Genomic DNA, 25,992 nt, shown 5'->3' on the forward strand with positions numbered 1-25,992 from the left:
GATTAAAAAATGGAGATGTTTTTAGATTTTTTCAGCAACACCGGGTTTGCTCTGGCCGATTACCGGCATTTAATCATGCTGGTCATCGGCATCGTATTTATTTATCTTGGCATTGCCAAGCATTATGAACCCCTTTTGCTGGTTCCCATCGGCTTTGGCATTCTGCTCGGCAATATTCCGGTGTTCAAAGGGCTGGGGCTGGGGATTTACGAACCCAACAGTGTGCTTCATTATCTGTACTTCGGTGTTACATCCGGGGTCTATCCGCCGCTGATCTTTATGGGTATCGGCGCCATGACGGATTTTTCGACATTATTGGCGCGGCCCGTGCTCATGCTGCTGGGCGCAGCCGCACAGGCCGGCATTTTCTTGACCTTTCTGGGGGCGCTGTTTCTCGGCTTTGCCCCGAATGAAGCCGCCTCAATAGGCATCATCGGCGGTGCGGACGGCCCCACTGCCATCTTTTTAACTGCCAAACTAGCCAAGGAATTGATCGGCCCCATAGCAGTCGCCGCCTATTCCTATATGGCGCTGGTACCGGTGATTCAGCCGCCGATTATGAAACTCTTGACCACTCGCAAGGAGCGCCTGATCCGGATGGAAGAACCCCGGCAGGTGACAAAGCGGGAAAAGATAATTTTTCCCATCATTGCCGTTTTGCTCTGCTGCTATATCGCCCCGGCCGCGCTTCCGCTTTTGGGCCTTCTGTTTTTGGGCAATTTACTGAAAGAGGCGGTGGTGACTGAAAGACTCGCTCAGGCGGCGCGGACGTCGATCATTGATACGGTTACCATCCTGCTGGGCATGACGGTGGGTGCCAGCACCCAGGCGGATGTATTTTTAACCGGTAAGTCGATCGGAATATTTGTCCTTGGGGCGCTCTCTTTTTGTGTGGCCACGGCTGCCGGCCTTCTATTTGCAAAATTGCTGAATCTTTTTCTCAAACAAAAAATCAATCCGCTGCTGGGGGCCGCCGGGGTGTCCGCGGTGCCGGATTCAGCGCGGGTGGTTCAGATGGTGGGCCAGGCCGAAGACCGTACCAATTTTCTGCTCATGCATGCCATGGCGCCCAATGTCTCCGGCGTGATCGGCTCAGCGGTGGGCGCGGGCATCCTCTGGAGTTTCATGGTCGGCTGATATTAGGTTATGGGTATTAGGTATTAGGTGTAAAACCCAAGGTTTCAGATTTCAGTGTTCAGGCTTCTAAGTAACTTATCGGGTTTTAGGTTTTGGGTATTAGGTATTAGGTTAATGAAATCAAGAATTTATGGTCGGCACGGTGGCCGACGCTACGATGAATCGGGTTTTTCCCCATTCGTAGGGCGGGCCACCGTGCCCGCCTGAAAAATAGATAGAACAAATTTACCGTGCCTCAGTGCCTTTAAAGTTACTTTTATGCTCGGTCCCGGGCGCACGGCCCGGGCGGATTACTTCTAAGGAACTTACCAATATTTGTTGTTATTACAGTTTTTACAAAACCTCCTCGACCGGCATGACGAATGCGCGCATACCTTCTGAGGGATAAAGCTTGGCCTGGCACTGGCGCACAGCCTCGGTAACCTCGTCTTTTTTATCATCTTCGATGACCATAAAAATAAGAACAGACTTTTCCGGCCAAATGCGGTTGCCGAATTTTTTTCCCGATTCTCCCTCGCCAACCGCATTTTCCAGTTCCGTATATGTATGGATGCCGCGGTCTTTGAGGGTGCTGCGAAATTCCGAATGCCGCCCTTCCGGGCATACAATAACTATCATTTTCATGCTGTGGCCTCCCTGGTATTTATTTTAAATCCCGCTCCCACCGGATTATCGCATCTTCCAGCCATTCATTGATATCCGCATCCGGGTTTCTCCGATGTTCATTTTCAATCAGCCGGCTGACAAGGGCCTTGTCTCCGCCGGCCATGTTCAGCAGTTTTTTGTAAAGGTATTTATTTTTGGATTGCCCGTGTCTGGCGATCAATCTATAGGCAATTGCCGCGGCAGCTATCATAAAAATGGCAAAAACGGCTGCACCCAAAGGCAGTATATAGGCTAAAAACGCGGCAATGACAAGAACGGCCGCTGCCGATTTCCAGTGGCTTAAGCCTATGGGGGCAATAACCGCGAAAAAGTTTTTCAATCGGATTTTAAATTGACTTGCGCGGTTTTCACGAATATCGATGCGGCCCCATCCGGTTTCTTCATCCGCCCCGCAGCTCGGACATTTATTGTTGCCGGAGATGGAGACGGTGCCGCATTTGCTGCATATGTGGATGTTGTTTTTCATGGAAAGAAAGGATGTCGAATTTAATTTCAGCTTTAAGTATATGGTAGGTTTTTTCAGGGCAAAACGCAACACCTGCAAAAAGGACAATCACTCTTCATGAATTCAGCTCTTTTGTTTGTCGGCGGATTATGATTACTCTTATTTGCAAAAACATTCGATTCCCTGTTCAAAATCAGACCAAAGCGCGAAAGGACGCCTTATATGACAGAGAAAATTGAAATCCGCCCCTGGGAGCAGCTGGAGAGCATTCTGGAAACCGGGGATGTGGCAGAGCTGGCCCGGTTTATTGATGAGCTGTCTTCTGATCAAGTGGCCCGCGCGTTGTCGAGGTTGTCTGGAGACGACCAGATAGAGGCTTTGCAGATGCTGGACCGGGAAGATGCGGCTGAGTTGATGGAGCAGATCCCGGATTCCCTGGCCGTGGATTTGTTAAGTCATGTGCCGGCCGAGGATGCAGCCCAGGTTCTCAATTTGATGCAGAGCGATGACCGGGCGGATCTGCTGGCAGAATTCGATGAGGAAGATGCCGAATCCATCCTTGACGCCATGGAGCCGGAAGCAGCGAGAGATGCCCGGCTGCTGACAAGCTATCCCCCGGAGGTCGCCGGTGGTTTGATGATTACCGAATACCTCTGGCATTATGAAACAGCGGTTGTGGATGATGTGATACGCGATTTTCAGGAGCATGCGGAGACCTACTCCGACTATGATGTTCAGTATACCTATATTGTCACAGATGAGATGTCCCTTATCGGTGTTTTAAGACTGCGAGATCTATTGCTCTCCCCACGTCAGCGCAAAATCGGAGACATCATGATCCGCAATCCGCTGAGCGTCAGGGATGATACCTCTTTAAACGAACTGGGCCAGTTTTTTGATGAGCATGAATTCATTGGCGTGCCTGTCACAGATGCAGACGGCAGGCTTATCGGGATTGTGCGCAATGAGGACGTGGATGATGCTTTAATTGACCGCTCTGACAGCGACTATTTAAAATCGCAGGGTATTGTCGGCGGCGAAGAGCTTCGCTCCATGAGTATCTGGCGGCGATCCTCCCGAAGGCTTTCATGGCTTAGCATCAATATTGTTCTTAACATGATCGCCGCCAGTGTCATTGCCTTTTATCAGGATACGCTTTCTGCGGTCATCGCTCTGGCCGTCTTTCTGCCGATTATCTCCGACATGAGCGGCTGCTCCGGCAATCAGGCCGTGGCCGTGTCTATCAGAGAGCTTAGCTTAGGGCTTGTCAAGCCGTTTGAGGTGTTTCGGGTCTGGATGAAGGAAATATCCGTTGGACTGATAAACGGTGTTGTTCTGGGTTTGCTTCTGGGCGCTGCCGCTTATCTGTGGAAAGGCAATATCTACTTAGGGGTGGTGGTTGCCACTGCCATGGCCATCAACACCATTGTGGCGGTCTCAATCGGTGGATGCGTGCCCCTGGTGCTCAAGTGGCTGAAATCCGACCCGGCGCTTGCTTCAGGACCGATTCTGACCACGATTACCGACATGTGCGGCTTTCTGCTGGTCTTAAGTTTTGCCACCATGATGCTGGTAAAGCTGCAATAGGCTACTTAGAGGGCACGACAAACCCATAATCCGTAAAGATCTTTCGGGCCGTTTCGGTTCTGATAAATTTAAGAAACTTTCCGGCATTCTCCGGATTTCGTCCCTGCCGCAGCGGGGCAATAAAATAATTGATCGCCTCGCTTTGATCCAGGGCTTCGGCTACCGGGATGCCTTGCACTTCCAGTCCGTCATTTTCAGCTGCCACGATTTCCGTATGCCAGACCGGCCCCACATCCGCCGTTCCCTGAACAAGCCGTTGGAGGGTCTCCCGGTGATGCACTGTGGTCAACAGGGTGGTACCGTTTACCTGTTTTTCCTGGAGAATTTTTTCCACAAAGGTCTGCCCGCCGGCTTGTTCGTACATGGCGATAATATAGTCGGCAATATTTTCATAATCCGGATTCGGCTGAGATATGACCACATCTTCACGGCCCAGATCCAAAACCGAGTGAATGGATTTAGGATTGCCCTGTCTAACCATCAGGGCCAGTTTGTTGTGCAGATAGGTGAAATAGGTTTCCGGATCAAGCAACTCCTTGGCCGCCAGGGTCTGCATGGCCTGTTCGGAGACCGAAGAGTAGACATCTGCCTGTATCCGGTAGGTGCGGCCATTGTATGCCATTCCCCCGGCCAGTATCTGCCTGAGTTCCAGTCCGGGGGGCAGGGTTTCGTAAAAAATGGTTTTTATTTCAGGATGATCTTCCTGAAAAGCATCAATCAGCTCCGGCATGAGCATGAATTGATTGCCGGCCATGAATACAATCAAATCCGCGCTATCGGCATGTTCCAGATTATGCAGGTCATCGCCCCGTTCCGTGGGGATAACCGGATATTCATTCATTCTGAATGTCATGTACTCTCGGATAAACTGTAATATAAAAATGCCAAAGAATAGGCCTGTTTTCAATTCTAATAACCGGTTCAGGATTGGTACATGGCCTCGATAATATCTGAGAAGGCCGCATATACATACTTTCGCTTGACCTTCATGGTGGGGGTGACTTCGCCGTCTTCTTCAAAGAGTTTTTTGGGCAGGATGGTGAACTTGCGGATATTTTCCACCCGGGCCAGGGATCGGTTGACTTTGTCGACTTCTTGCCGGATCAAGTCATTTATCCGGCTGTGCCGGGTCAGGTCGCGGTAGGTGGAAAACTGGATTTTGTTGTCCTGGGCGAATTTCACCACATTGTCCTCATCGATCATGATCAGGGCGGTCAGATACTTTCGCCGGTCGCCGATAATGACCGCGTCGTTGATATAGACACTGGCTTTCAGCATGTTTTCGATGTACTGGGGGGAAATGTTTTTGCCGCCGGCTGTAATAATAATATCCTTTTTTCGATCCGTGATCTTTAAATACCCGTGCTCGTCAAGCGTGCCCACATCACCGGAGAGGAGCCACCCCTCCACAAGCGTCTCCCGGGTAGCGTCTTCATTTTTATAATAGCCGGCAAATACGCCAGGGGATCTGACCATAATCTCCCCGTCCTCCGCGATTTTTAGCGCCGTGCCGGGTACCGGCGTGCCGACGGTGCCGAACCGGGTTTTGCCGATCTGAGAGGTACAGGTAACGCCCGTGCCTTCGGTCTGACCGTAGCCTTCGATCAGGTCCAGCCCGATGGACTGATAGAAATGCAGCACGTCCGGCGAAATGGGGGCGGCCCCGGAATAGGCGACCCGGATACGTTCAAAGCCCAGGCGCTCTTTGAGTTTACGAAAGATCGCCAAATGGGCGATCCAAAACAAAAAGGCGATGGAATAGGGCACCTCTTTCAGGGCCATGATAAGATTCGCCCGCTTTTTTCCGATTTTCATGGCCAGATCGAAAACCCGGCGCTTGAACCAGGTGGCCTCTGCCATCCGGATCTGGATGGAGGAATAGTATTTTTCCCATATCCGGGGGACGGCATAGCCCACGGTAGGGGAAACCTCGCTCATATTCTCCATGATGGTGTCCGGCTTTTCCACAAAATTGACCACATAGGCGTGCCGGATATGGGCGAAGACGGAAAAAAGGCGTTCAAAGATATGGCACAGGGGAAGAAAGGATAAGACCTCGTCGCCTTTCTGCATGGGGTTTTGGGCTTCAATGGCTTCGGCCATCCAGGTGACATTCCGATGGGTGAGTATGGCGCCCTTGGGCGGACCGGTGGTGCCCGAGGTATAGATCAAAACGGAAAGATCCTGGGGCCCGAGATCCCGGCTTCGCCTTTCAACGGCATCTGTTGGCTGTTTGCGGCCATGAGCAAGCAGATCATCATAGGTCATAACCATAGGGTCCCGGAATTCGCGCAACCCCTTGGTGTCCCACACAATGATTTTTTTCAGAAGCGGCGCCTCTTTCCGGAAGTGGAGCCATTTGTCCAGCTGCTCTTCATTTTCCGCAAACAAAAAGATCGAGTCTGAATGGGTGACTACATATTCCACCTCAGGCCAGGCATTGGTGGTGTATATGCCCACTGAGACGCCGCCGGCCATTTGCACGCCCATATCGATCATGACCCATTCAGGGCAGTTGTCCCCGATAATTGAGACGCATTCGCCTTTTCCAAGCCCCATGGCGATTAAGGCGGCCCCGAGATCCTGTGCGGTTTGAAAGTATTCCTGCCACGTAATGTCGTGCCAGAGCCCGTATTGCTTATAGCGCATGGCGACCCGGTCCCTGTTTTCAGCCGCTGTCCGGCCGAAAACATGCGGCGTGGTGGTCGGCGCTTCATTGTTTTCTGCTTGCGGGGTTTCTGTATAATCCATATGGCTATCGCCACACCTTTTTTCGTTTCCAGCGCTGGTAGCCCTTGGCCGATGCTTCTGAGCGGAGCCCCATGTAAAATTCACGGACATTTTCATCCTGCATCAGCTCAGCTGATTTACCCTTTAGAACAAAGCGCCCGTTTTCTAAGATCAGGGCGTTATCCGAGATCTCAAGCGCCTTTTTGGCGTTCTGCTCCACCAGGAGGATCGTGACCCCCTCCCGGTTAATGCGTTTGATGATTTCAAATATTTCCTGGACAAGGATCGGAGAAAGCCCAAGGGAGGGTTCATCCAGAAAAAGCAGTTTGGGGTGGCTCATCAATGCGCGGCCGATGGCCAGCATCTGCTGTTCGCCACCGGAGAGGGTGCCGGCCCATTGATGCGTCCGCTCGGCAAGAATTGGAAAGTAGGAAAACACCCGGTCCATATCCGAGACAATCCCCTGCCGGTCGCGCCGGGTGTAGGCCCCCATCCAAAGGTTTTCCCGGACGGACAATTCCTCAAAGACTTCGCGGCCTTCGGGAACGAAGGAAATGCCCATCCGGACAATTTTTTCCGTGTCCATACCGTCGATCCGCCTGCCCATAAATTCTATGGTCCCCTTGTCGGGCTGATCTTCGATAAGGCCCATGGCGGTTTTCAGGATGGTGCTTTTGCCGGCGCCGTTGTTGCCCAGTATCGCGGTTATGCTCCCCTCGGAAACGGAGAGGGAAGCGCCGCGGATGGCGTAAATCAGGTCGTAGTAGGTCTCAATGTTTTTGATTTCAAGCAGGGCGCTCACTGGCTGCTTCCCCTGAATTTGTCGGATTGCCCGTATCTTCCCCCAAATAGGCCTTAAGCACCTCCGGATGCTTTCGGACAATATCGGGCGTGCCTTCGGTTATGGGTTTGCCGAAGTTTAAGACCAGGATGCGCTCAGAGATGTCCATGACCATGGCCATGTCATGCTCGATTAACATGACCGTGATGCCGAGTTCATCCTGGATGTCCTTGATCCAGAAAATCATATCCTGTTTTTCCTCGGCATTCATGCCCGCACACGGCTCATCCAAAAGCAGAAGCGCCGGTTCAGCGGCAAGCGCCCGGCCGAGCTCGATCTTTTTTTGAATGCCATAGGCAAGGCCCCCGACCAGTTTATTCCGAACGGCCTGAAGCTCCAGCAAATCGATAATCTCTTCGACTTTCCGCCGGTTGGTGATTTCCTCCCGGCCCACAAGGGAGCGGCGGCCCCACATGAGGCCGCCGCGCAGAAGTCCGCCTTTCAAAAACAGGTGACGCCCCATCATAATGTTTTCCATGGTGTTCATATTGGAAAACAGTTCGATATTCTGAAACGTCCGGGCAATTCCGGCTTTGGTAACCTTGTCCGGTTTTTTGCCCCGCAGGTTACGGTCCTTGAAGACGATCCGGCCGGATGCCGGCGGGTAGATGCCGTGGATACAGTTAAACAGCGTGGTCTTGCCCGCCCCGTTGGGGCCGATGATGGCATATATCTCCCCCTGCCGGACCTTGAAACTGATATTATCCAGGGCCTTTAATCCGCCAAAAGCGATGGACAGGCCGTCGATCTCGAAAAATGCCATTAACAGTTACTCATTTTTAGGAATATATTCGGTTTCCTTCCAATCCGTCAGAATTTTGGATTGGCCGTCCGCCATGCATTCCTGCAAATAGACTTCCTGCTGGCCCAGGCGGCAGAGCGGATCTTCCGGATCAAAGGGCTTGTAGCTGATATTGCCCATAATGCCCCTGAAGTTTTTTAGCCCCTCCAGCTCCTTTACGAGTTTTTCGCGGGTCAGATCCCGGCCGCACCGGCGAAGGGCCTCGACCAAAGGTTCCGCCAGACCGAAGCCGGCACAGAAGGTATAGCCCCACCGTTCATCTTCGGCGGCAAATTTGGCATAGGCCTCTTCCTTGTATTTTTTCATCAAGTCGAGTTTTGGCTCTATTATACCCTGTACCTCGCCGATATTGCCTTCGACCTTGCCCATTCCGAAGCTTGCGGAAATCACCCCTTCGTATAACCCCTTGGTAATAGACATCATAAGGGGAAAATCGCCGCAAGTCGTGGTGCTCAGCCATTGGGGGTTGAACTGCATGGCTTTGCCCGTGCCGATCAGCCGGGCCACGGCCCCGGGGGTGACAAAAAGGAGAACCGCATCCGCATCTGATTTTTTAAGTTTCATGATGTGGGGTTTCATATCCGTATCCGTTACCGCTACAGGGGTCGTCTCGACCAGTTCCATCCCATTTTTTTCAAGCGTAAACCGGGCGCCTTCAAGCCCCTGTTTGCCGTAGTCATCGTTTTGATAGGCAATGGCAATCTTTTTCTTGCCGAGTTCATTTACCGCATAGTCGGTAAGCACCTGGGCATCGCCCAGATACAAAGGATAGACGTTGAAGAGATATTTCTGCGGCGGCTCCACCCAGTGCCGGGAACCGGTTGACGGACCGATCCATGGAATCTTTCGCTCCATGAGGTAGTCCTTAACCGCAAGACCGGGCGCGGTGCCGACGCCCGAGACCCAGGCAAACATGCCGATCTGCTCCTGCAGCTGCTTAACACCGGCCTTGGTCTTTGCCGGGTTGTAGGCATCATCAAAAAAATGATGCACGAGTTTGCGGCCGTGGATACCGCCGTTTGCGTTGATCATCTTGAAATAGGCATCGGTCCCCCTTGCCACAGCGCCCCACGGGGCCGCGGGCCCGGTCTGCGGCCCCCACTGGCCGATATGGATTTCCGTATCCGTCACACCCTCCTCGCAAATGCCGTTGCCGGTCGTGGCAGCCACAATAGTCATAACCAGAAATATGATCCAAATGCTTTGTTTCATGGTCCCCCCTCTATTTTGTTTTGTTTGTTGACAAATTGCCTTACACCTTTTTAACATAGTGCCTGGCAAACAGGCCGCTCGGTTTGATACACAACACAATGACAATGACCACAAAAGCCACCACTGATTTGAATTCAATGGATACATAACCGCCGAACAGTTGTTCAATAATGCCGACGATGTAGGCGCCGAAGACAGCCCCGGGAAGGGATGTCATACCGCCCACCACGGCCCCGGCAAACCCTTTGAGCAGCGGATCCCACATCATGTAAGGCTCCATTATCGTCGGCGCGATCAAAAGGCCCGCCACCGTGCCCACCATGGCGGAAATCCCCCAGGTGATCATTTTGACGCGGTTGGTTCGGATGCCCATGAGCCGCGCGGCGGTCTCATTCTGCTGGGTGGCCTTCATGGCAATGCCGAGTTTTGAAAACCGGAAAAAGACAAACAGGGCAATCATCAAAAACAGCGCCACCAAAAGGGTTATCAGGTCCAGCAGACTGATGTATACATTCCCGATCAGGACGCTGGCATAAGAGGAAATAGGAAAGGGCATGGTCCGCTGGTCCGCGCCGAACTTCCAGGAGACGAGTCCCAGAAGGATCATCTCCAGCCCGATCGTGATGATGATCAATCCCAGAACATTCGGTTCCTTCGCGCGGCGCAGGACGAAAAATTCAAGGCAGCATCCGAGTATCAGGGCGAAAATCAGTGCCCCGAGAAATGCGGCATAAACCGGAAGGTCGTAAGAATGGATGATCATGTAGGCAATAAAAACCGGCAGCAGGGCCATTTCTCCCTGGCCAAAGTTGGGCACTTCAGATGCCTTGTAGATCAGGACCATGCCAAGGCCCATGAGCGCATAGGAGCTGCCCACCGCAATGCCGCTTACGATCATCTGAAGGAGATCAATCATTTAATTTACTCACTTATTTACAATCAATTCGCTTTAAAATGGCCAGGTCTTCCAATACTTCTTAGTTCGAATCCAAATCCCGTATAATCCGAGGGGCTCAAAAAGTATGATAAATACCAGGATCAAACCGAAGATGATAAACTGGATATTGGAGACCCCGGTCAGAGAAAAATAACTCTTGGAAAGCTCCTGCAGCCATTGCCCGATATAGGGGATGCTCAGGATGTTACGCAGTTCAAGATCCAGCCAGCTTAAAAGAATCGCCCCCGCAATCGGGCCCATCATTGACCCCAGTCCCCCCACCACGGTCATGGTCAGAAACATGATGGACATAAACAGATTGAAGAGCTCCGGCTCGATAAACCGGAGTACAAAGGCGTAAAGGCCTCCGGCAACCCCGGCATAAAATGCACTCACCGCAAAGGCCATGGTTTTATAGAGAAGAATGTTTACGCCTATGGTTTCAGCCGCGATATCCGCATCCCGAATGGCCACAAATGCCCTTCCCACCTTTGTCTTTGTGAGATTTCGGGCAAACAGCAGCAAAAGCAGGGTTATCGGGATAACCAAATAATAGAACCCCCGGTCCGTATCAATGGGCTGGCCCAGCACAATCAGATCCGGCGCATGAAGGCCTTGACGGCCGCCTAGCAGATTGATTTTGCCGATAACCTGGGTGATGGTCAGGCCGAAACCCAGGGTGGCAATCGCCAGATAGGGCCCTTCAAGTCGGAGCGCCGGAAGACCCAGCAGAAACCCCAGAAAAGCCGCAATCAAGGCGGCTATTAACAGGGCGGCCAGAAAGGGCAGGTGGGCATGCGACATCAGGAAGATGGTGCCGTATGCGCCCACAGCAAAAAAACCCGCATGGCCTAAAGAGATCTGGCCGGTATAGCCCACCAGGAGATTTAGCCCCACCACCACGATGATGTTAATGGCGATGTAGTTGGCCACATACACGTAGTAATTTTTAAATACAAAGGGGTAGAGCGCGAGAAATCCGATCAGTATGGCAAACCAGAAAATGATGACCCCAGAGGAGAATAGCTCCACATCTTCATAATAGTCGCGCTTCATTTCCATAGGGGGCGTCCATTTCAATCAACATTCAGATAGCCGTCTTGAGCCGGCTGACATCGTGCGTAAAACAGGCAGCAAAGGGGGATTGTTCAGAGTGTTAAAAAACACTGTTTATAATAGTAAATGCAATTTATAGTAAAGTCAAACAGGATGAACCATGGAACCCATATTTTTATTGATCAACCGCTTATCTTAGACGCGATGCATGGGCAAATGCCAAAAAGCCTGAAAAGCGTTTCTTGCGTGTTTGACCATCGTTTTAACCGGCGATGCACAGCCCTCCACGATTTGCTGCGCGGTTGCGCGGTTAGGAACGTCTGTCCGTCGTAAGTATTTTAATATTCCGGAACCGGATGCGCCCGGCCGCCGACATGGATATAGAATTGGCCGGCTTTTTCATCCAAAACATTGGAAAGCTTCATTAGTGCGCGCTCTGTGAATTTGATGGTCTCGTCACCTTCTTTTAAATAAAGGCAGTCGTTTTGGGTATATAAATGGCGGGGGTTTAGAGAAAGCTTGCGGCCGGTATTCAGGATAAGGGTGATTTCCGGCGCCGGCTCCGAGGTCTCAAAAATAAGGTCAAACACAAAAAGGGCCGTATCTCCATAGGGAAAATAGATTTTTTCATATACGCCTTCACCCTTCTGCTGATACAGGAAATAGTCGTTTTCATCTCTTGAAATGGCGGCATGAAAATGGTCGACGATTTTTTTCTTTCGAAACCGGCCGCCGGCATTCCGCCAGTAGCCCCGGCTGTCCAGCCAGAAAACGGCCTCCTCTTTAGGGATGACGATTTCTTTAATTTCCTCTGCTTCTTTGTCTTGTGAGAGGTGTCGTTCAGGCTCGGGATTCATTGGCAACACAAGGAATTGTTCAGCATCCATCGGGAAATGTCTGACAGTTAAGCCGACCCCCGGTCCGGTCCGGGGGTCGGTCCATCACAAAAGGAGGATCTGTTTAGGCTCGCCTAGAAAGTGCCCAGCGGCCGTTTAAAAGTATAAAGGAACGGTTTTTTGACCAGTTCGGTAAAGCTGTGTTCGAGGTTGCCGCCCAATGCGGAGAATGGGCTGGATATAATAAAAGTGGCCGTTCCCAATATGGTGGATGCAAGCCCCACCGGCCGGGCCGCCGCAATATCGGCGGTCATATATCCGGAACTGACGGCTGTCGGGTCATGAGCCTCCTGCCCAAAGGCGGTTGCGCCGCCTGCCAGGAGCATAACTGAAAAAATAACCGCCATCACCAAAACTTTTTTGCCCTGTATCATGCCTTCCTCCTTTTTACGGTATTTGATGAAAAAATGTTTGCTGCATGCAATCAAACAGCTAATCCATGTATATTATTATTCTTTTTTTTTGCCGTATGTCAATACGCAAAATCGGTGCGCCTCTTGAATTGCCAGTCAGGGGGGGATGCCGGAAATAAAAAACCGTATAATCCTCCGGTTTATTCCCCCCAGTAAAGTGCCGGATTGATTTCATACCAGGCCAGACCGGAGGTAATGGGCCCCCGCGTGCACGGACTCATCATGCCAAGGAGCACGAACAGATCAACGGTTGCATGCAGATCAAGCGGCGGATCGATGCCCTGGTTCAGCGTGTCCAGCAGTCCGCCTTCAACCTTATAGCTGACCGCGTGGCTTTTGAGCCGGTTAAAATAGTCCAAATATTCGTTCACTGAAGCCTCATCCATTTCCGCCATGGTTTGCCGGATGGCCTGAAACGGATCAAATGTGCCGGTACTTTCCGCCAGATTGAGGAGCTGTCTGATCACCCGGGGCATGATATAAAGCGCGCCGCCTTCAAGCCGGAGCATCCGGTCCTCCCAGGCCCCGCCGGGTCTTGAAGACTGGGGCACGATTAACCGCTCCTCGTAGGCCATCAGGATATAGTCATCTTTGAGTGAATCCGGAAGGTCAATATTTTCATAATAAATGGTATCGTTTGGGCTGAAACTGTGAAGCAGTCTTGCCAGATATCCGGCTTCTTCATCGGAGAAAATCGGTTGAAGCGCAGCTTCAAGGTTTTTCAGGGCTTGTTCGGTCATCAATCCGCCTCCATATGCATTTGACCTGAATTTAGGTTTGAGTTAATGCGTGCGCCGCCTATGCCAGTATCTTACAAACCCCATATTAAGAACTGTATGCCATGTAAACAAGGGATAATTTGCCCACTTCGCCAAAAGACAAGGGGGAAAAGGTTTATTCCCAATTCCTTGACATATCTGCCGTCTTTCGTAATATTAGTGTAGATCTTAGCATGAAGGGCGTTTTTATTTTTTTACCCACCCAATCCTTCGGAGGTATCCTATGGATAAAATTCTTCGCGTCAATATGGGGTCGGAAAACGGTCCGGCCTATCAGGTGGAAGCTATGGGCGATTATGCCGGCCTTGGCGGCCGGGGCCTGACCTCAGCCATTATTTCATCTGAAGTCCCGCCCCTATGCCACCCCCTGGGGGAGAACAATAAGCTGGTGATCGCCCCGGGGATGCTAAGCGGCACCACCGCGGCCATGTCCGGCCGTCTCTCAGTGGGATGTAAAAGTCCGCTGACCGGTGGGATAAAGGAATCCAATTCCGGCGGGCAGGCCGCCCAAGTACTGGCCCGTCTCGGATACGCCGCCATTGTCCTTGAAGGAAAGCCTAAAGACGATACCTTGTACAAACTTGTGATAAACAGCGGGGGCGTCACGATTGAACCGGACAGCAGTTTGCAAATGCTTGGCAACTATGATCTGGTTGATAAACTGAAAGACGCTTACGGGGATAAGATTACCTGCATTTCCATCGGCCAGGCCGGAGAGATGAAGCTTTCCGCCGCCTCAGTGGCTATCACCGATATGGAACTGCGGCCCTCCCGACATGCCGGCCGCGGCGGCGTTGGCGCGGTGATGGGCGCCAAACGGGTTAAGGCCATCGTGCTTGATGACAGCGGCATGAAAATGCGCACACCCGCTGATCCGGATGCTTTCAAGGCGGCAAACAAAAAATTTGTCCAGGGCCTGAGAGAGCATTCTGTGACCGGCGAAGGGCTTCCGGCATACGGCACCAATGTCTTAACCAATGTGGTCAATGAGGCGGGCGCCTATCCCACGCATAATTTTACATGGGGCCGATTTGAGAACTGCACGATTATCAGCGGAGAGACCCAGGCGGAGACCGAAAACAGCCGGGGCGGCAGCGGCAGCGCCACCCATGGCTGTCACCGGGGTTGCGTGATCCGGTGTTCCGGCACGTATTACGACAAGGACGGGAATTACGTGACCAAGCAGCCGGAATATGAAACTGTCTGGGCTCATGGCGGCAACTGCGGAATTGATGATCTGGATGTCATTGCTCAGCTTGATCGGATGGATGATGATTTCGGTCTGGATACCATTGAGATGGGGGCCACCATCGGCGTGGCCATGGAAGCCGGCCTGGCTGAGTTCGGAGATGCGGAGGCGGCCATTCGACTTGTGGGTGAAGTCGGCAAGGGGACACCCTTGGGACGAATTCTTGGCAGCGGTGCGGCGCTGACCGGCAAAGTGTTCGGGGTTGAACGGGTACCGGTAGTGAAGAATCAGGCCATGCCGGCCTATGATCCACGGGCGGTCCAGGGCGTTGGCGTTACCTATGCCACCAGCACCATGGGCGCAGACCACACCGCCGGCTATGCCGTGGCCACCAATCTTTTAAGTGTCGGCGGGTCGGTTGATCCGTTAAAACCCGCCGGGCAGGTGGAGTTATCACGGAATCTTCAGGTGGCCACGGCGGCTGTTGATGCCACCGGCATGTGCCTGTTCATCGCCTTTGCCATCCTGGACCAGGAGGAGACCTTTCAGGCGATGATCGACATGATCAATGCATTCTACGGGATGAGCCTCACAGCTGACGATGTAAGCGAACTCGGCAAAAAGATCCTTCGCATGGAGCGGGATTTTAACGAACGGGCCGGGTTTACGGCAAAAGACGACCGGCTGCCCGAGTTTTTCAAAAAAGAACCCTTTCCGCCTCACAATGTCACATTCGGGGTATCGGATGAGGAACTGGATTCGGTTTGGAATTTTTAGAAGGCTTCCGCTGAAAGTGCATTGTGACGGCTGAAAACATTCCGGACATATGTCTTACGGTTGACACAGCCCGGCTGTCGGTTTTCCATGAAATTCTGGCCGCCGGGTTTCATGTTTCCGCGCAGGAAGGGGAAAGTGTCCGGGGCGTTTTGACAACCCATATCGGTCTGGACGCCCGGTATCTGGAAGCAGGGGAACTGCCGGCGGTTTTAAATGTGTCTGCCGACGTGCGGGTGCGAATCCATTCAGCCTAGCCGCCGCCCACCGGCGGAAACAGTCCGACCCGATCTTCGTGGTTTAAGGGTTTGTCTTTGGCCGCATGCACGCCGTTTACAAATATCAGTTTAACGGATTTTTCCGGAATGCCCAGATGATGGATGATATCCGATACCGTGGCATTTTGTTTAAATTCGAGCCGGCAGGTTTTATCGGCTGCGTCAGCGGGCAGAAATTTTGCCAGGGTGGCATATAGATGAACGTTCACATACATTCCGCGAATTCTTTCTCTTTCTCTGTTTCAGCTTTTTATTTCTACATTATGCATTCTTTTCGTTTTAGAAAAGGTTGAAATGACAGACGAAAACCAAAAAGGTGCCATTCAATCAGAGATCCAGAGGCAATCCGAATTCATCATTACAGACGCCGGCTTGGAATTAAGCGTGCTGTTTGAGCAGCGGGCCATGGATTTATCTGGCAAATACGGGTGCCATCTGCGAAAAATTCATGAACTCGCCATGACCCTGGAGATTCTGCCGTATCGATATCTGCGGAATCAGGGGAGCCTGAGCACGGGCGATCAATTGAAGCTCTGCCAGACATGTGTGGCGGTGGTTGGCGCCGGGGGGCTGGGCGGTTATTCGGCGGATCTGTTTGCCCGCATGGGGATCGGGGCTTTAATTCTGATTGATCCGGATATATTCACGGAATCCAATTTGAACCGTCAGTGCTTTGCCGTTACTGAAACCCTGGGTATCCCCAAGGTCAGCGCGGCGGCCCGCATGATTTATGACATCAACCCGGCGGTTGAAGTCACCGGTCACAACGAGGCATTGACTTCTGAAAACGGCGCCGAATTGCTTAAAGGGGCGGCTGTGGCGGTGGATGCGCTGGATAACATCCCGGGCCGGCTCTCACTTCAGGCGGCCTGCGAAACGCTCGGCATCCCTATGGTGCATGGGGCGATCGCCGGATTTGAGGGCCAGATATTGACCATCTGGCCCGGGGCAGCCGGGCTTAAAAACTTGTATGAATCCGATTCCATTGACTCCCCGGCCCCGGAATCCTTGCTCGGCGTGCCGGCCGTCACCCCCTTGATGATCGCGGGGTTTCAGGTTATGGAAGTTATCAAGATCCTCCTAAACCGCGGCACGGTGTTAGCCGATACCATGCTCTATGCGGATCTGGAAGCTGCAAGCATTGAAAAGTTACGATTCAACGGGCCGGAGAAATAGGGAAGGGGATCCCTTCGGGATGTGCGGCCTTGACCGAGCATAAAAGTAAGTTTACACCTGACACCTAATACCTAATACCCAAAACCTAAAAACTTTGAAGTTTCTCAAACAATCCAGGAGGTAACTATGATTCAAACACGTGTAACAGACATGCTGGGGATCGAACATCCGATCATCGGCGGCGCCATGATGTGGATATCCACCGCCGAATATGTCGCCGCCATGTCTGAGGCTGGCGGTATGGGCATTATCGCCTCGGCCATGTATCCATCCAAAGAGCAATTTGATGCGGCCATCGCCAAGATGAAGCAAGATACCGGCAAACCATTTGCGGTCAATATCAACCTGTTTCCGGCCATGCGGCAGATCGACAATAACGAGTATATCGATGTGATGGCGGATCACGGAATCAAATACGTTGAAACCTCCGGCCATCATGCACCGGAAGAGCTGGTTGAGCGGTTTAAAGATCTCGGCATGACCTGGATGCATAAGTGCGTAGGGGTAAAGTATGCCCGAAAAGTCGAGGATATGGGCGCAGACATTGTGACCGTGGTGGGCTATGAGAACGGCGGCGCCACCGGCAATCTCGATATCGGTACCCTGGTGCTTGTGCCGACGGTGGTGGATGCCGTCAAGGTGCCGGTGATTGGCGGGGGCGGCGTATCCGACGGCCGGGGGCTTGCCGCGGTGCTTTCGCTGGGTGCTGAGGCGGCCATTATGGGCACGCGGCTTTTGATTACCAAGGAATCCCCCATCCACGATAAGATCAAGCAGGATCTGGTGGATGCCTGCGAGCTGGATACCATGCTGATTATGCGCTCCCTGAATGCCACGCATCGGGTGCTGGCCAACAACGCCGCCAAAAGCTGCCTTGAGCTTGAAAGCTGCAAGGCGGATTTCATGGAAATCTATGATGTCATTAAAGGTGAGAACGCCAAAAAGATGTATGATGAAGGCGATATTGACGCCGGCATCCTGGCCTGCGGCCAGGGCGTGGGCCTGGCCCGTGACATCCCTACCCTGAGAGAACTGTTTGACCGAATCACCAAGGATGCGGATGCGGTGCTCCACCGGCTGGCCGCATGAATTTTTGGAAAACTGTCTTTTCCATGATTAAGTTAATAAAAAACTGACCACAACTCAGATTCGTACAGGAGGTTCTTTATGCAGGTACTTGTACTCTATTATTCCAAAGGCGGAAACACGCGAAAGCTTGCCGAAGCCATAGCAGAAGGCGTCAATGCCGTGGACGGCGTGGATGCGCTGCTCAAATCCACCAAGGAAGTCACTCAGGATGATTTTTTAAATGCAGACGGCGTCATTGCCGGCTCACCGGTCTATTTCGGGGTGATGGCAGCGGATTTGAAGCGGGTCTTTGACGATTTTATCGGGACCCGGAAAAAAATGGAGGGAAAGGTCGGCGCCGTATTTGCCACATCCGGTGATCCCACAGGCGGCAAGGAAACCACCATGATGTCCATCATCCAGTGTTTAATGATTTACGGGATGATTATTGTGGGCGATCCCATGTCCGCCACCGGTCATTATGGTACGGCATGTGCGGGCGCTCCGGATTCGGATGCCATTGAAAACGGTAAAAAACTCGGTCAGCGGGTGGCCGGGGTCACCAGAAAACTGAGGGGATAATCCCCCAAAGGCTTTGAGGAGAATTAAAATGAAGCGCATTATACCGATGATGATGGCTGCGGTAATGGTGTTGGGGCTGAGTGCCAGTGCGTTCGGCCATTGTGAAATCCCTTGCGGTATCTATGACGACCCGATGCGGATTGAACTGATCCGGGAGCACATCACCACCATTGAAAAATCCATGAAAACCATCCAGCACCTGCAAGGGGAGAAAGATCAAAATGCCAATCAGTTGATCCGGTGGGTGGTGAATAAAGAGGATCATGCGAACAAGCTCCAGGAAATTGTCAGCCAGTATTTCATGACCCAGCGCATCGGCCTGGATGCGGACAAGTACACGGAAAAGGTTTCCCTGCTGCATCATATGCTGATTTTCGCCATGAAGTGCAAGCAGACCACGGACCTGGATTATATTGAAAAACTAAGAAAGAGCGTGGATCAGTTTGAATCCCTGTATTTTGACAAAGAAAAGAAAAAATAGCTGGACGGCAGGGCTTTGCTTTCGGGTTTGCCGGACCATTTTTTTGTGCTTTGTTTTGATAAGCGGCCTTTTACTGACGACGGTATGGGACCTGACAAGCATAGGGACTGAAGCCATGGGCGAGGACAGGCATCTTCAAGAGCGCGAACAGATGGTCCGAAAACAAATCCGGCAGCGGGGTATTGACGATGAGCAGGTGCTGAAAGCATTTCGCAAGGTCAAACGGCACTTATTCGTGCCGGATAATTATCAGGACCTTGCCTATTCGGATCAGCCCCTGCCCATCGGCCACGACCAGACCATCTCCCAGCCCTATATTGTGGCCCTTATGACCGATGCCCTCAAGCTTAAGGAAACGGATCGGGTCCTTGAGGTCGGCACCGGCTCCGGATACCAGGCCGCTATTCTGGCGGAAATCTGCGGCAAAGTATATACCATTGAAATTATTCCGGAGCTGGGGGACTCTGCCAGGCAGCTGCTAAATGACCTGGGCTATAGCAATGTACATGTTAAAATCGGGGACGGCTATGAGGGCTGGGCTGTGCACGCGCCCTATGATGCCATTATCGTGACCTGCTCCCCCACCCATGTGCCCTGGCCGCTGAAAGAACAACTGGCTGAGGGCGGCCGCATGATTATTCCGGTGGGCAAGAAATATGCCCAGGAACTTGTCCGGCTTCGGAAAAAAGAAGGCGAGCTGGTCGAGGAATCGGTGCTGCCGGTTCGGTTCGTGCCCATGGTGGATGACGGGGGCAAGCGGTATTAGACCGGCTGCAGTACGATTGCCGTTCGGGCGGGCAGGTAAAGACTAATCACCTGACGATTGGCCGGGGGCCCGCTGTCGGGTGGAAACGCATGATGGACCTGCCCGGGGGTCAGCCGGTTGTGGCCGCCGAATTGCGGATCGTCCGTGTTAAGAATCATCCGGAACGACCCGGGCGGACAATCAATCTGGTAATCTGTATAAGAGCTGGCGGGATGGAAGTTAAAGGCGAATAGCAGACCGTTTCGTTTAAATGCCAGAATTTTATTTTCATTGTGCTCATGCAGGCGTTCGGCAGCCGGGGTGTCAAGCAGACCGGTTTCTTTTGCCATCCAGACCATCGCCCGATCAAACTGGCCCAGCTGATGATACTTAAGCGACGGGTCATCTGCCAGGTGCCATTGCCGACGGGCATACCGGTAGCTCCATCCGTTTCCCGCCCTGGGAAAGTCAATCCATTCGGGATGGCCGAACTCATTTCCCATAAAATTTAAATATCCGCTGCCGGCTGTGGCCAGAGTAATGAGCCGGATCATCTTATGGAGCGCCATGCCGCGGTCCACCCCCATTTGAGTGTCATCGACATGCATATGCTCATACATATCCGCTCCGATCAGGCGGAATATCAGGGTCTGGTCTCCGACAAGCGCCTGATCATGGGATTCCGCGTAGCTGATGGTCCGCTCATCCGCCCGGCGGTTGTTTAACTCATGCCAGAGGTACCCCATGGGCCATTCTTCATCCGGCGTGTCCTTGGTGAGCTTGATCCAGAAGTCCGGCACCCCCATGGCAAACCGGCAGTCAAACCCGTATCCACCGTCTTTCAGGGCTACCCCAAGGCCCGGCATGCCGCTCATATCCTCGGCTACGGTTACCGCATGCGGATTGACGGAGTGTATCACTTCATTTGCCAGGGCCAGATAGACCAGGGCTTCTTCATCTACGTTATTTGTGAAATAGTCGGCATATGAGGTAAATGCCTTTTCAAGCCCGTGGTCCAAATAGAGCATGCTGGTGACGCCGTCAAACCGGAAGCCGTCAAACCGGTACTCATCCAGCCAGAATCGGCAGTTGGACAAGAGAAAATGCAGCACCTGGATTTTTCCGTAGTCAAAGCACCGGGAATCCCATGCCGGATGCCAGCCCCGGTCGCCGGAATGAAAATACTGGTAGTCCGTTCCGTCAAACCGGCTTAAGCCTTCCACCTCATTGGTAACCGCATGGGAGTGGACAATATCCATTAAAACCAGAAGCCCGGCCTCGTGCGCGGCGTCAACCAGGGCTTTTAATTCATCCGGGGTCCCGTATCTGGAGGAGGCGGCAAAGAAATTGGACACCTGGTATCCAAAGGAACCGTAATAGGGGTGCTCCTGAATGGCCATGAGCTGGATGGCGTTATATCCGGCATCCACTATGCGGGGCAGCACATTGTCCTTAAACTCTGTATAGGACCCAATCCCTTCATACGACTGAGCCATCCCGATATGGGCCTCATAAATCAGAAGATCATTGAAATCGCGGGAAAGGGCGGAGTTTTGCCACTGATAGGGCGTCTCCGGCGCCCATACCTGGGCATTAAAAATCAGGGTTTCCGGGTCCTGCACCACCCGGCGGGCATAAGCCGGAATCCGGTCTCCGCTGCCCCCTGGCCAGTATATCCGCAATCGATAGTAATTTCCGTGATGGAGGGCATCCGGAGAAAGACGGATTTCCCAGATGCCATCCCTCCCGGTATGTTTAAGGCAATAGCCTGCCTCTTCCTTCCACTCGGTCATATCGCCGATAATATAGACGGCCTCGGCATTGGGCGCCCATTCCCGGAAGATCCATTGATTGTCCCGGAAATGCAGACCGAAATATTCGTGCCCGGCGGCAAAATCGGCAAGGCTGATTTCTCCGCCGGTTAACCGCTGCTTTGCCTGAAGAATTTTTTCTATCCGCCGTTTAATATCCGCCTGATAGGGCTCCAGGAAGGAATCCCGCGCCAGCCGGCGGTCTATTCGGTGCTGAATCAAATCTGTATGGTTGTCGGCTGAGACCATAAATTCTCCGCTTTATAAAATTTGGAACGCTCAATTTAGGTTTTAATTGATGAGCGGTCTTTCCAGCATGCGCTCATAGAGGTTGATGTACTGGCGAGCCGTGACATCATGGTTAAATGTTTCCCGGGCTGTTTGCATGACCCGTTTAATATGGGCCTCGCGCTGCTCGATGGGCATGGCATAAAATATCATGGCCTGCTGGATGGCCCAGAAAAGACCGTTTGAATCATAACTTTCAAACAAAAACCCGTTTCCGGTATCCGCATCCGGGTCCAGGTGGGTGATGGTGTCATGAATGCCGCCGGTGTCCCTTGCCACTGGCAGAGAGCCGTAAATCGGGGCGATCATCTGGGGCAGCCCGCAGGGCTCAAAAAGCGAGGGCATCAGGATAAAGTCCGATCCGGCATAAGCCATTCGGGAGAGGCGTTCATCAAAATCGCAGACCGCCACCCGGTCTTCAATGCCATGAAATGCCACAATATCGCGGAAAACCTGCTTGAAGCCCCCGTTTGCCACAAACACGATCTCCAGGCGCTGATCCCAGTAGGCCGCTATGGTTTTATAAAGGATCTCCGCCATCAGCTGGCAGCCCTTTTGACTGTTATCCAGGCGCGAGGGCCAGAAGAACAGGGGCGCATTGTCCTTTTCCACCAGCCCAAGGGATTTCTGAAGGTAGCGCTTGTTCTGGATTTTGCCCACCGGATGATCGTCCGGGCCGTATTGGCGGATCAGGACTTTATCCGTAGCCGGATCAAAGCTCGGGTCCGGCGAATTTAAAACCCCTGTGGCGCAGTCCGCACTCCATTTGTTCGTGAGTTCCCGCCGAAGCGAGGGAAATACGAAGCTGTGATGGCCGTCAACGATTTCCTTTAAGAACGTGGGGCTCACCGTGTTAACGAAATGGGCTGCAAATACGCCGCTGGTCAAAAAATCCACCGGATTTGTCTCCCGGGTGGTTTCATATTCCTCGGCCATGTTGTCATAGTACAAATGGTCCCAGAAATAGGCGGCGTCAATGCCCCGATCCTCGATATGGGCGAGCGTGGTTTTTACCGTGTGGATATTGTGCACGGTAAACAGACAGGGAATTTTCATTTGCCGGGACATGGCCGGAACAAGAGCGGTCATCCAGTCGTTGCAGTGGATGAGATCCGGCTTGACCCAGGGCACGATATGGTTCATGACCTCCCGTTGAAATGCCAGGGAGATACGAATGTTTTCCCACCCGTGACGGGAATAGACATTGTGCAGATAGAAAAACGCCCGGTCCTCTGCCAGATGGAGGCGTTCATGAGGCATCTGGGTCCGGATGATGTGACGCTGTTTGCGCAGCACCGGACCCATCTGGCTGTCAAACATGGCCCGGTAATCCGGCATGGCCACATGCACATCCGCGCCCTGATTAAACAGGGAACTGATCAGGGAGGCGGATACATCCGCCAGCCCGCCGGCTTTGGCGCCCATGGCGTTTGCCAGGTTGCCCATACCCTCCGGCAGATAGGTGGTCTCCGGGGTAACAATCAGTATGCGCGGATTTTTTATACGGCTCGGCATGGTGATTCCATCATATACTAAGTTTCCGATCGAAGTTTATTCACTCGCCCAGACAATCATGCCCGGCGAATATTTTAACAGCCGGTCGCCCTTTGGGGTTACCCGGGCGGTTAATCCATAGCGGCCGGAGATTTCGCAGGTCAGGTCACTTTCGTAGATGTAGGTGCCCTCGCCCAGATCCTCCTTAACCGTCATCTTCTCTGCCTGAATGTTTTCAAGGGCTTCAACGCTGCGGATTTTGCCGTAGCAAAGCTCCACATCCACTTCTTCCGGCAACAATTCTCCCAGATAAACCTTTACGGTCACCTCAAAATTGTCCCCCACCCGGAACGGGCCGTCGAGATTTCTTGTTGGCCGTTCAACGTAAACCTGATTCCAGTGTTTTTTCAGGCGGTCTTCCAGACGCATGAGTTCTTTGGCCGCACTTGCCTGATTGGCGGTTAATTCATGAAACCGTCTGGATGCCGGGCGGTAGCCGGTTTCCAGGTATCGGCCCAGCATCCCGTGGGCGCAGAACTGTTTCATGGCCATTTTCATGGACCCCTTCATCATCTGGATCCATGTGTTGGGGATGTCCCCGTCTTTCCGGTCATAGAATTTGGGGATAATTTCATTTTCCAGAAGATTGTAAAGCGCCTGGCTTTCGACCGAGTCCTGGAAGTCCCAATCCTCAAACTCCTCACCGCTGCCGATCTTCCAGCCCCGGTCCGGGCCATAGCCTTCGCACCACCAGCCGTCTAAAATGCTGGCGTTTAATACGCCGTTCACCGCTGCTTTAATGCCCGAGGTGCCGCAGGCTTCATAGGGCCGGCGCGGGGTGTTTAGCCAGATGTCGCAGCCCTGGATTAAATGCCGGGCGATATAGGGATCATAATCCTCTAAAAAGATAAAGCGGTGCCGGATTTTGGCTCTTCTGCCGAATTCAATGAGCTGCTGGATGACGCCTTTGCCTTCATTGTCTTTGGGATGAGCTTTTCCGGCGATAATAATCTGGATCGGCTGCTGCCGGTTGGTCAACATGGCCTCCAGCCGCTCCGGGTCCTGAAGCAGCATGTAGGCCCGTTTATAGGTGGCAAATCGGCGGGCAAAACCGATGCTTAAGGCATCATGGTCCAGTACCGCGGCTGCATCCTCCATAATCGATTTCGGTGCATTGCGTCTTCCATACTGAAGGGTCATCAGTTGCCGGCAGGTACGAATCAGCCGGGCCCGGCTCATTTCGTGTGCCCGCCAGAGCTCTTCGTCGTAAATGTCATCAATGCGATCAATGATTTCCGGCTGATGCCAGGTATGCAGATACCACTCCGGCCCGAGGTAGCGTTCAAACAGCATCGCGTTTTCAATGGATATCCATGAGGGGATATGCACCCCATTGGTCACGTGATCGATCGGCACTTCATTCTCCGGCAGGCCGGGCCAGATTTTATTCCACATTTTTCGGGCCGTATGGCCATGCAGTTCACTGACCCCGTTACAGTATTCGGCGTTTCGCAGGCCCAGCCCGAACATGGAAAAAGGCGGATGATTATCCGTCTGCTTGATCTGGCCCCAGGATATGATTTCATCCATTGATACCCCGAAGTCATTCTCATAGGGTTTAAGAAAGGGCTTGACCATATCCAGCGGAAATTCGTCATGACCCGCCGCCACCGGGGTATGGGTGGTAAACACCGTGCTGCGGGGAACAATTTCCCGGGCGGTGCCCAGATCAATGTGGTTCTGCCGCATCAACTGGGATATGCGTTCTAAAATCACAAAAGAGCAGTGCCCTTCGTTTAAGTGGCAGGTCGTAGGCTGGATGCCTAAAGCTTCCAATGCCTTCATGCCGCCGATGCCCAATAGGACCTCCTGGGCCAGCCGGTTTTTGGAATCAGCTGTATAGAGTTTGGCCGTAATATTCCGGTTTTCCGGGGTATTGGCCTGCAGGTTGGTGTCCAGTAAGAACAGGGGGACGCGGCCGACCATGATCCTTAGCACCTGTGCATGGATGTCTCCGTCCGGACCGGGCACGGCAATCTTGACCTCATTACCGTTTTCGTCTCTTGCCCGTTCGATGGGCAGCTGATACAAGTCGGTCTCCGGGTATTCCTCCTGCTGCCAGCCGCTCTGGTCGAGGTACTGATGGAAATAGCCCATGCGATACAGCAGGCCCACCCCCACCATGGGTTCGCCCCGATCCGAAGCCGCCTTCAGATGATCCCCGGCCAGCATGCCCAGGCCCCCGGCATATAAGGGCAGGCTTTCGTGAATGCCGTATTCCATGGAGAAATAGGCGATCGGCCCGATGTCCTCCGAATTTTCCACAGGCGGCTCAACCTGTTTTTCATAAGCGGCTTTCACCCGCTCCAGGTGGGAGAGGAAACTTTTGTCCCGGGCCGTCGATTCCAGCTGGCGCTGCGGAATCTGGGAGAAGAACTGGATCGGATTTCGGCCCGCGCGGTTCCAGAGCTTGGGGTCAATTCTTCGAAACAGTTCAATGGCATCCAGATTCCAGCACCACCACATGTTTCTGACCAGGGTTTCAACAAATCGGGTGGATTCCGGAACTTTTGGATATACTTGAAAGGTTTGGATATGTGTCATC

General features: G+C 52.7%; 25 protein-coding genes. 9 read left to right on the plus strand and 16 right to left on the minus strand.

The annotated features are described in order from the left end of the window. Nucleotides 1–9 precede the first annotated feature (9 nt). The gene (locus U5L07_01440) at nt 10–1,137 is read left to right on the plus strand and encodes a sodium ion-translocating decarboxylase subunit beta (GenBank protein ID MDZ7830394.1); all 1,128 of its coding nucleotides are present in this window, start codon (nt 10–12) and stop codon (nt 1,135–1,137) included. A 333-nt stretch (nt 1,138–1,470) separates the two neighbouring features. Here the strand turns inward: U5L07_01440 and U5L07_01445 are convergent, their stop codons facing one another. After that, entirely contained in the window at nt 1,471–1,761 is a 291-nt protein-coding gene (locus U5L07_01445; protein MDZ7830395.1) for a P-II family nitrogen regulator, read from the minus strand. A 19-nt stretch (nt 1,762–1,780) separates the two neighbouring features. After that, nucleotides 1,781–2,269, minus strand: coding sequence for a hypothetical protein (locus tag U5L07_01450; protein ID MDZ7830396.1), 489 nt, complete (start codon nt 2,267–2,269; stop codon nt 1,781–1,783). A gap of 201 nt (nt 2,270–2,470) precedes the next feature. Between U5L07_01450 and mgtE the strand changes: the two genes are divergently transcribed. Beyond that, entirely contained in the window at nt 2,471–3,835 is a 1,365-nt protein-coding gene (mgtE, locus tag U5L07_01455; protein ID MDZ7830397.1) for a magnesium transporter, read from the plus strand. A gap of 1 nt (nt 3,836) precedes the next feature. Here the strand turns inward: mgtE and U5L07_01460 are convergent, their stop codons facing one another. From U5L07_01460 to U5L07_01505, 10 genes are all read right to left on the minus strand, one after another. Beyond that, entirely contained in the window at nt 3,837–4,676 is an 840-nt protein-coding gene (locus U5L07_01460) for a substrate-binding domain-containing protein (protein MDZ7830398.1), read from the minus strand. 80 nt (nt 4,677–4,756) lie between these two features. After that, the gene (locus tag U5L07_01465; protein ID MDZ7830399.1) at nt 4,757–6,586 is read right to left on the minus strand and encodes an AMP-binding protein; all 1,830 of its coding nucleotides are present in this window, start codon (nt 6,584–6,586) and stop codon (nt 4,757–4,759) included. Between the two features lie 4 nt (nt 6,587–6,590). Continuing rightward, nucleotides 6,591–7,358 (minus strand): ABC transporter ATP-binding protein, encoded by a 768-nt coding sequence (locus U5L07_01470; protein MDZ7830400.1) that lies wholly within the window; start codon nt 7,356–7,358, stop codon nt 6,591–6,593. After that, nucleotides 7,351–8,169: an ABC transporter ATP-binding protein gene (locus tag U5L07_01475; protein ID MDZ7830401.1), complete on the minus strand. Its 819-nt coding sequence runs from the start codon at nt 8,167–8,169 to the stop codon at nt 7,351–7,353. Before U5L07_01475 ends, U5L07_01470 begins: the two co-directional genes overlap by 8 nt. 6 nt (nt 8,170–8,175) lie before the next feature. Continuing rightward, nucleotides 8,176–9,420 (minus strand): ABC transporter substrate-binding protein, encoded by a 1,245-nt coding sequence (locus tag U5L07_01480; GenBank protein MDZ7830402.1) that lies wholly within the window; start codon nt 9,418–9,420, stop codon nt 8,176–8,178. A 40-nt stretch (nt 9,421–9,460) separates the two neighbouring features. Beyond that, a complete protein-coding gene (locus U5L07_01485) occupies nt 9,461–10,336 on the minus strand; it encodes a branched-chain amino acid ABC transporter permease (GenBank protein MDZ7830403.1) in 876 nt (291 codons plus the stop codon). Nucleotides 10,337–10,369: 33 nt separating this feature from the next. Then, nucleotides 10,370–11,419, minus strand: a complete 1,050-nt coding sequence (locus U5L07_01490; protein ID MDZ7830404.1) for a branched-chain amino acid ABC transporter permease — start codon at nt 11,417–11,419, stop codon at nt 10,370–10,372. 332 nt (nt 11,420–11,751) lie between these two features. Next, a complete protein-coding gene (locus U5L07_01495) occupies nt 11,752–12,270 on the minus strand; it encodes an MFS transporter permease (protein MDZ7830405.1) in 519 nt (172 codons plus the stop codon). Nucleotides 12,271–12,383: 113 nt separating this feature from the next. Continuing rightward, entirely contained in the window at nt 12,384–12,683 is a 300-nt protein-coding gene (locus U5L07_01500) for a hypothetical protein (GenBank protein ID MDZ7830406.1), read from the minus strand. Nucleotides 12,684–12,862: 179 nt separating this feature from the next. Beyond that, entirely contained in the window at nt 12,863–13,462 is a 600-nt protein-coding gene (locus tag U5L07_01505; protein MDZ7830407.1) for a hypothetical protein, read from the minus strand. A gap of 262 nt (nt 13,463–13,724) precedes the next feature. On the opposite strand from U5L07_01505, the gene U5L07_01510 reads away from it, so the two are divergent. Continuing rightward, entirely contained in the window at nt 13,725–15,467 is a 1,743-nt protein-coding gene (locus U5L07_01510; protein ID MDZ7830408.1) for an aldehyde ferredoxin oxidoreductase C-terminal domain-containing protein, read from the plus strand. Between the two features lie 23 nt (nt 15,468–15,490). Then, a complete protein-coding gene (locus tag U5L07_01515; protein ID MDZ7830409.1) occupies nt 15,491–15,721 on the plus strand; it encodes a hypothetical protein in 231 nt (76 codons plus the stop codon). Here U5L07_01515 and U5L07_01520 read toward each other — a convergent pair. Continuing rightward, a complete protein-coding gene (locus tag U5L07_01520) occupies nt 15,718–15,957 on the minus strand; it encodes a MoaD/ThiS family protein (GenBank protein ID MDZ7830410.1) in 240 nt (79 codons plus the stop codon). The genes U5L07_01515 and U5L07_01520 overlap by 4 nt on opposite strands. A gap of 79 nt (nt 15,958–16,036) precedes the next feature. Here U5L07_01520 and U5L07_01525 point away from each other — a divergent pair, with 79 nt between their 5' ends. The 5 genes from U5L07_01525 (at nt 16,037) to U5L07_01545 (ending at nt 19,815) form a co-directional block, all read left to right on the plus strand. After that, entirely contained in the window at nt 16,037–16,918 is an 882-nt protein-coding gene (locus tag U5L07_01525) for a HesA/MoeB/ThiF family protein (GenBank protein ID MDZ7830411.1), read from the plus strand. A 111-nt stretch (nt 16,919–17,029) separates the two neighbouring features. Then, nucleotides 17,030–18,007, plus strand: a complete 978-nt coding sequence (locus U5L07_01530; protein ID MDZ7830412.1) for a nitronate monooxygenase — start codon at nt 17,030–17,032, stop codon at nt 18,005–18,007. A 78-nt stretch (nt 18,008–18,085) separates the two neighbouring features. Further along, nucleotides 18,086–18,568: an NAD(P)H-dependent oxidoreductase gene (locus tag U5L07_01535; protein ID MDZ7830413.1), complete on the plus strand. Its 483-nt coding sequence runs from the start codon at nt 18,086–18,088 to the stop codon at nt 18,566–18,568. 28 nt (nt 18,569–18,596) lie between these two features. Then, a complete protein-coding gene (locus U5L07_01540) occupies nt 18,597–19,049 on the plus strand; it encodes a superoxide dismutase [Ni] (protein MDZ7830414.1) in 453 nt (150 codons plus the stop codon). A gap of 115 nt (nt 19,050–19,164) precedes the next feature. Continuing rightward, entirely contained in the window at nt 19,165–19,815 is a 651-nt protein-coding gene (locus U5L07_01545; protein MDZ7830415.1) for a protein-L-isoaspartate(D-aspartate) O-methyltransferase, read from the plus strand. Here U5L07_01545 and U5L07_01550 read toward each other — a convergent pair. From U5L07_01550 to glgP, 3 genes are read right to left on the minus strand one after another with little or no spacing between them, the layout of a single operon-like run. Next, nucleotides 19,812–21,854 carry an alpha amylase C-terminal domain-containing protein gene (locus U5L07_01550; protein ID MDZ7830416.1) on the minus strand — a complete coding sequence of 681 codons (2,043 nt, stop codon included), beginning with the start codon at nt 21,852–21,854 and terminating at the stop codon, nt 19,812–19,814. The two genes, U5L07_01545 and U5L07_01550, sit on opposite strands and share 4 nt — an antisense overlap. A 42-nt stretch (nt 21,855–21,896) precedes the next feature. Then, entirely contained in the window at nt 21,897–23,408 is a 1,512-nt protein-coding gene (locus U5L07_01555) for a glycogen/starch synthase (protein ID MDZ7830417.1), read from the minus strand. A gap of 36 nt (nt 23,409–23,444) precedes the next feature. Then, nucleotides 23,445–25,991 carry an alpha-glucan family phosphorylase gene (gene glgP / locus U5L07_01560; GenBank protein ID MDZ7830418.1) on the minus strand — a complete coding sequence of 849 codons (2,547 nt, stop codon included), beginning with the start codon at nt 25,989–25,991 and terminating at the stop codon, nt 23,445–23,447. Nucleotide 25,992 lies beyond the last annotated feature (1 nt).

The sequence above is a fragment of the Desulfobacterales bacterium genome (genome assembly GCA_034520365.1).
Classification (GTDB): Bacteria; Desulfobacterota; Desulfobacteria; order Desulfobacterales; family Desulfosalsimonadaceae; genus M55B175.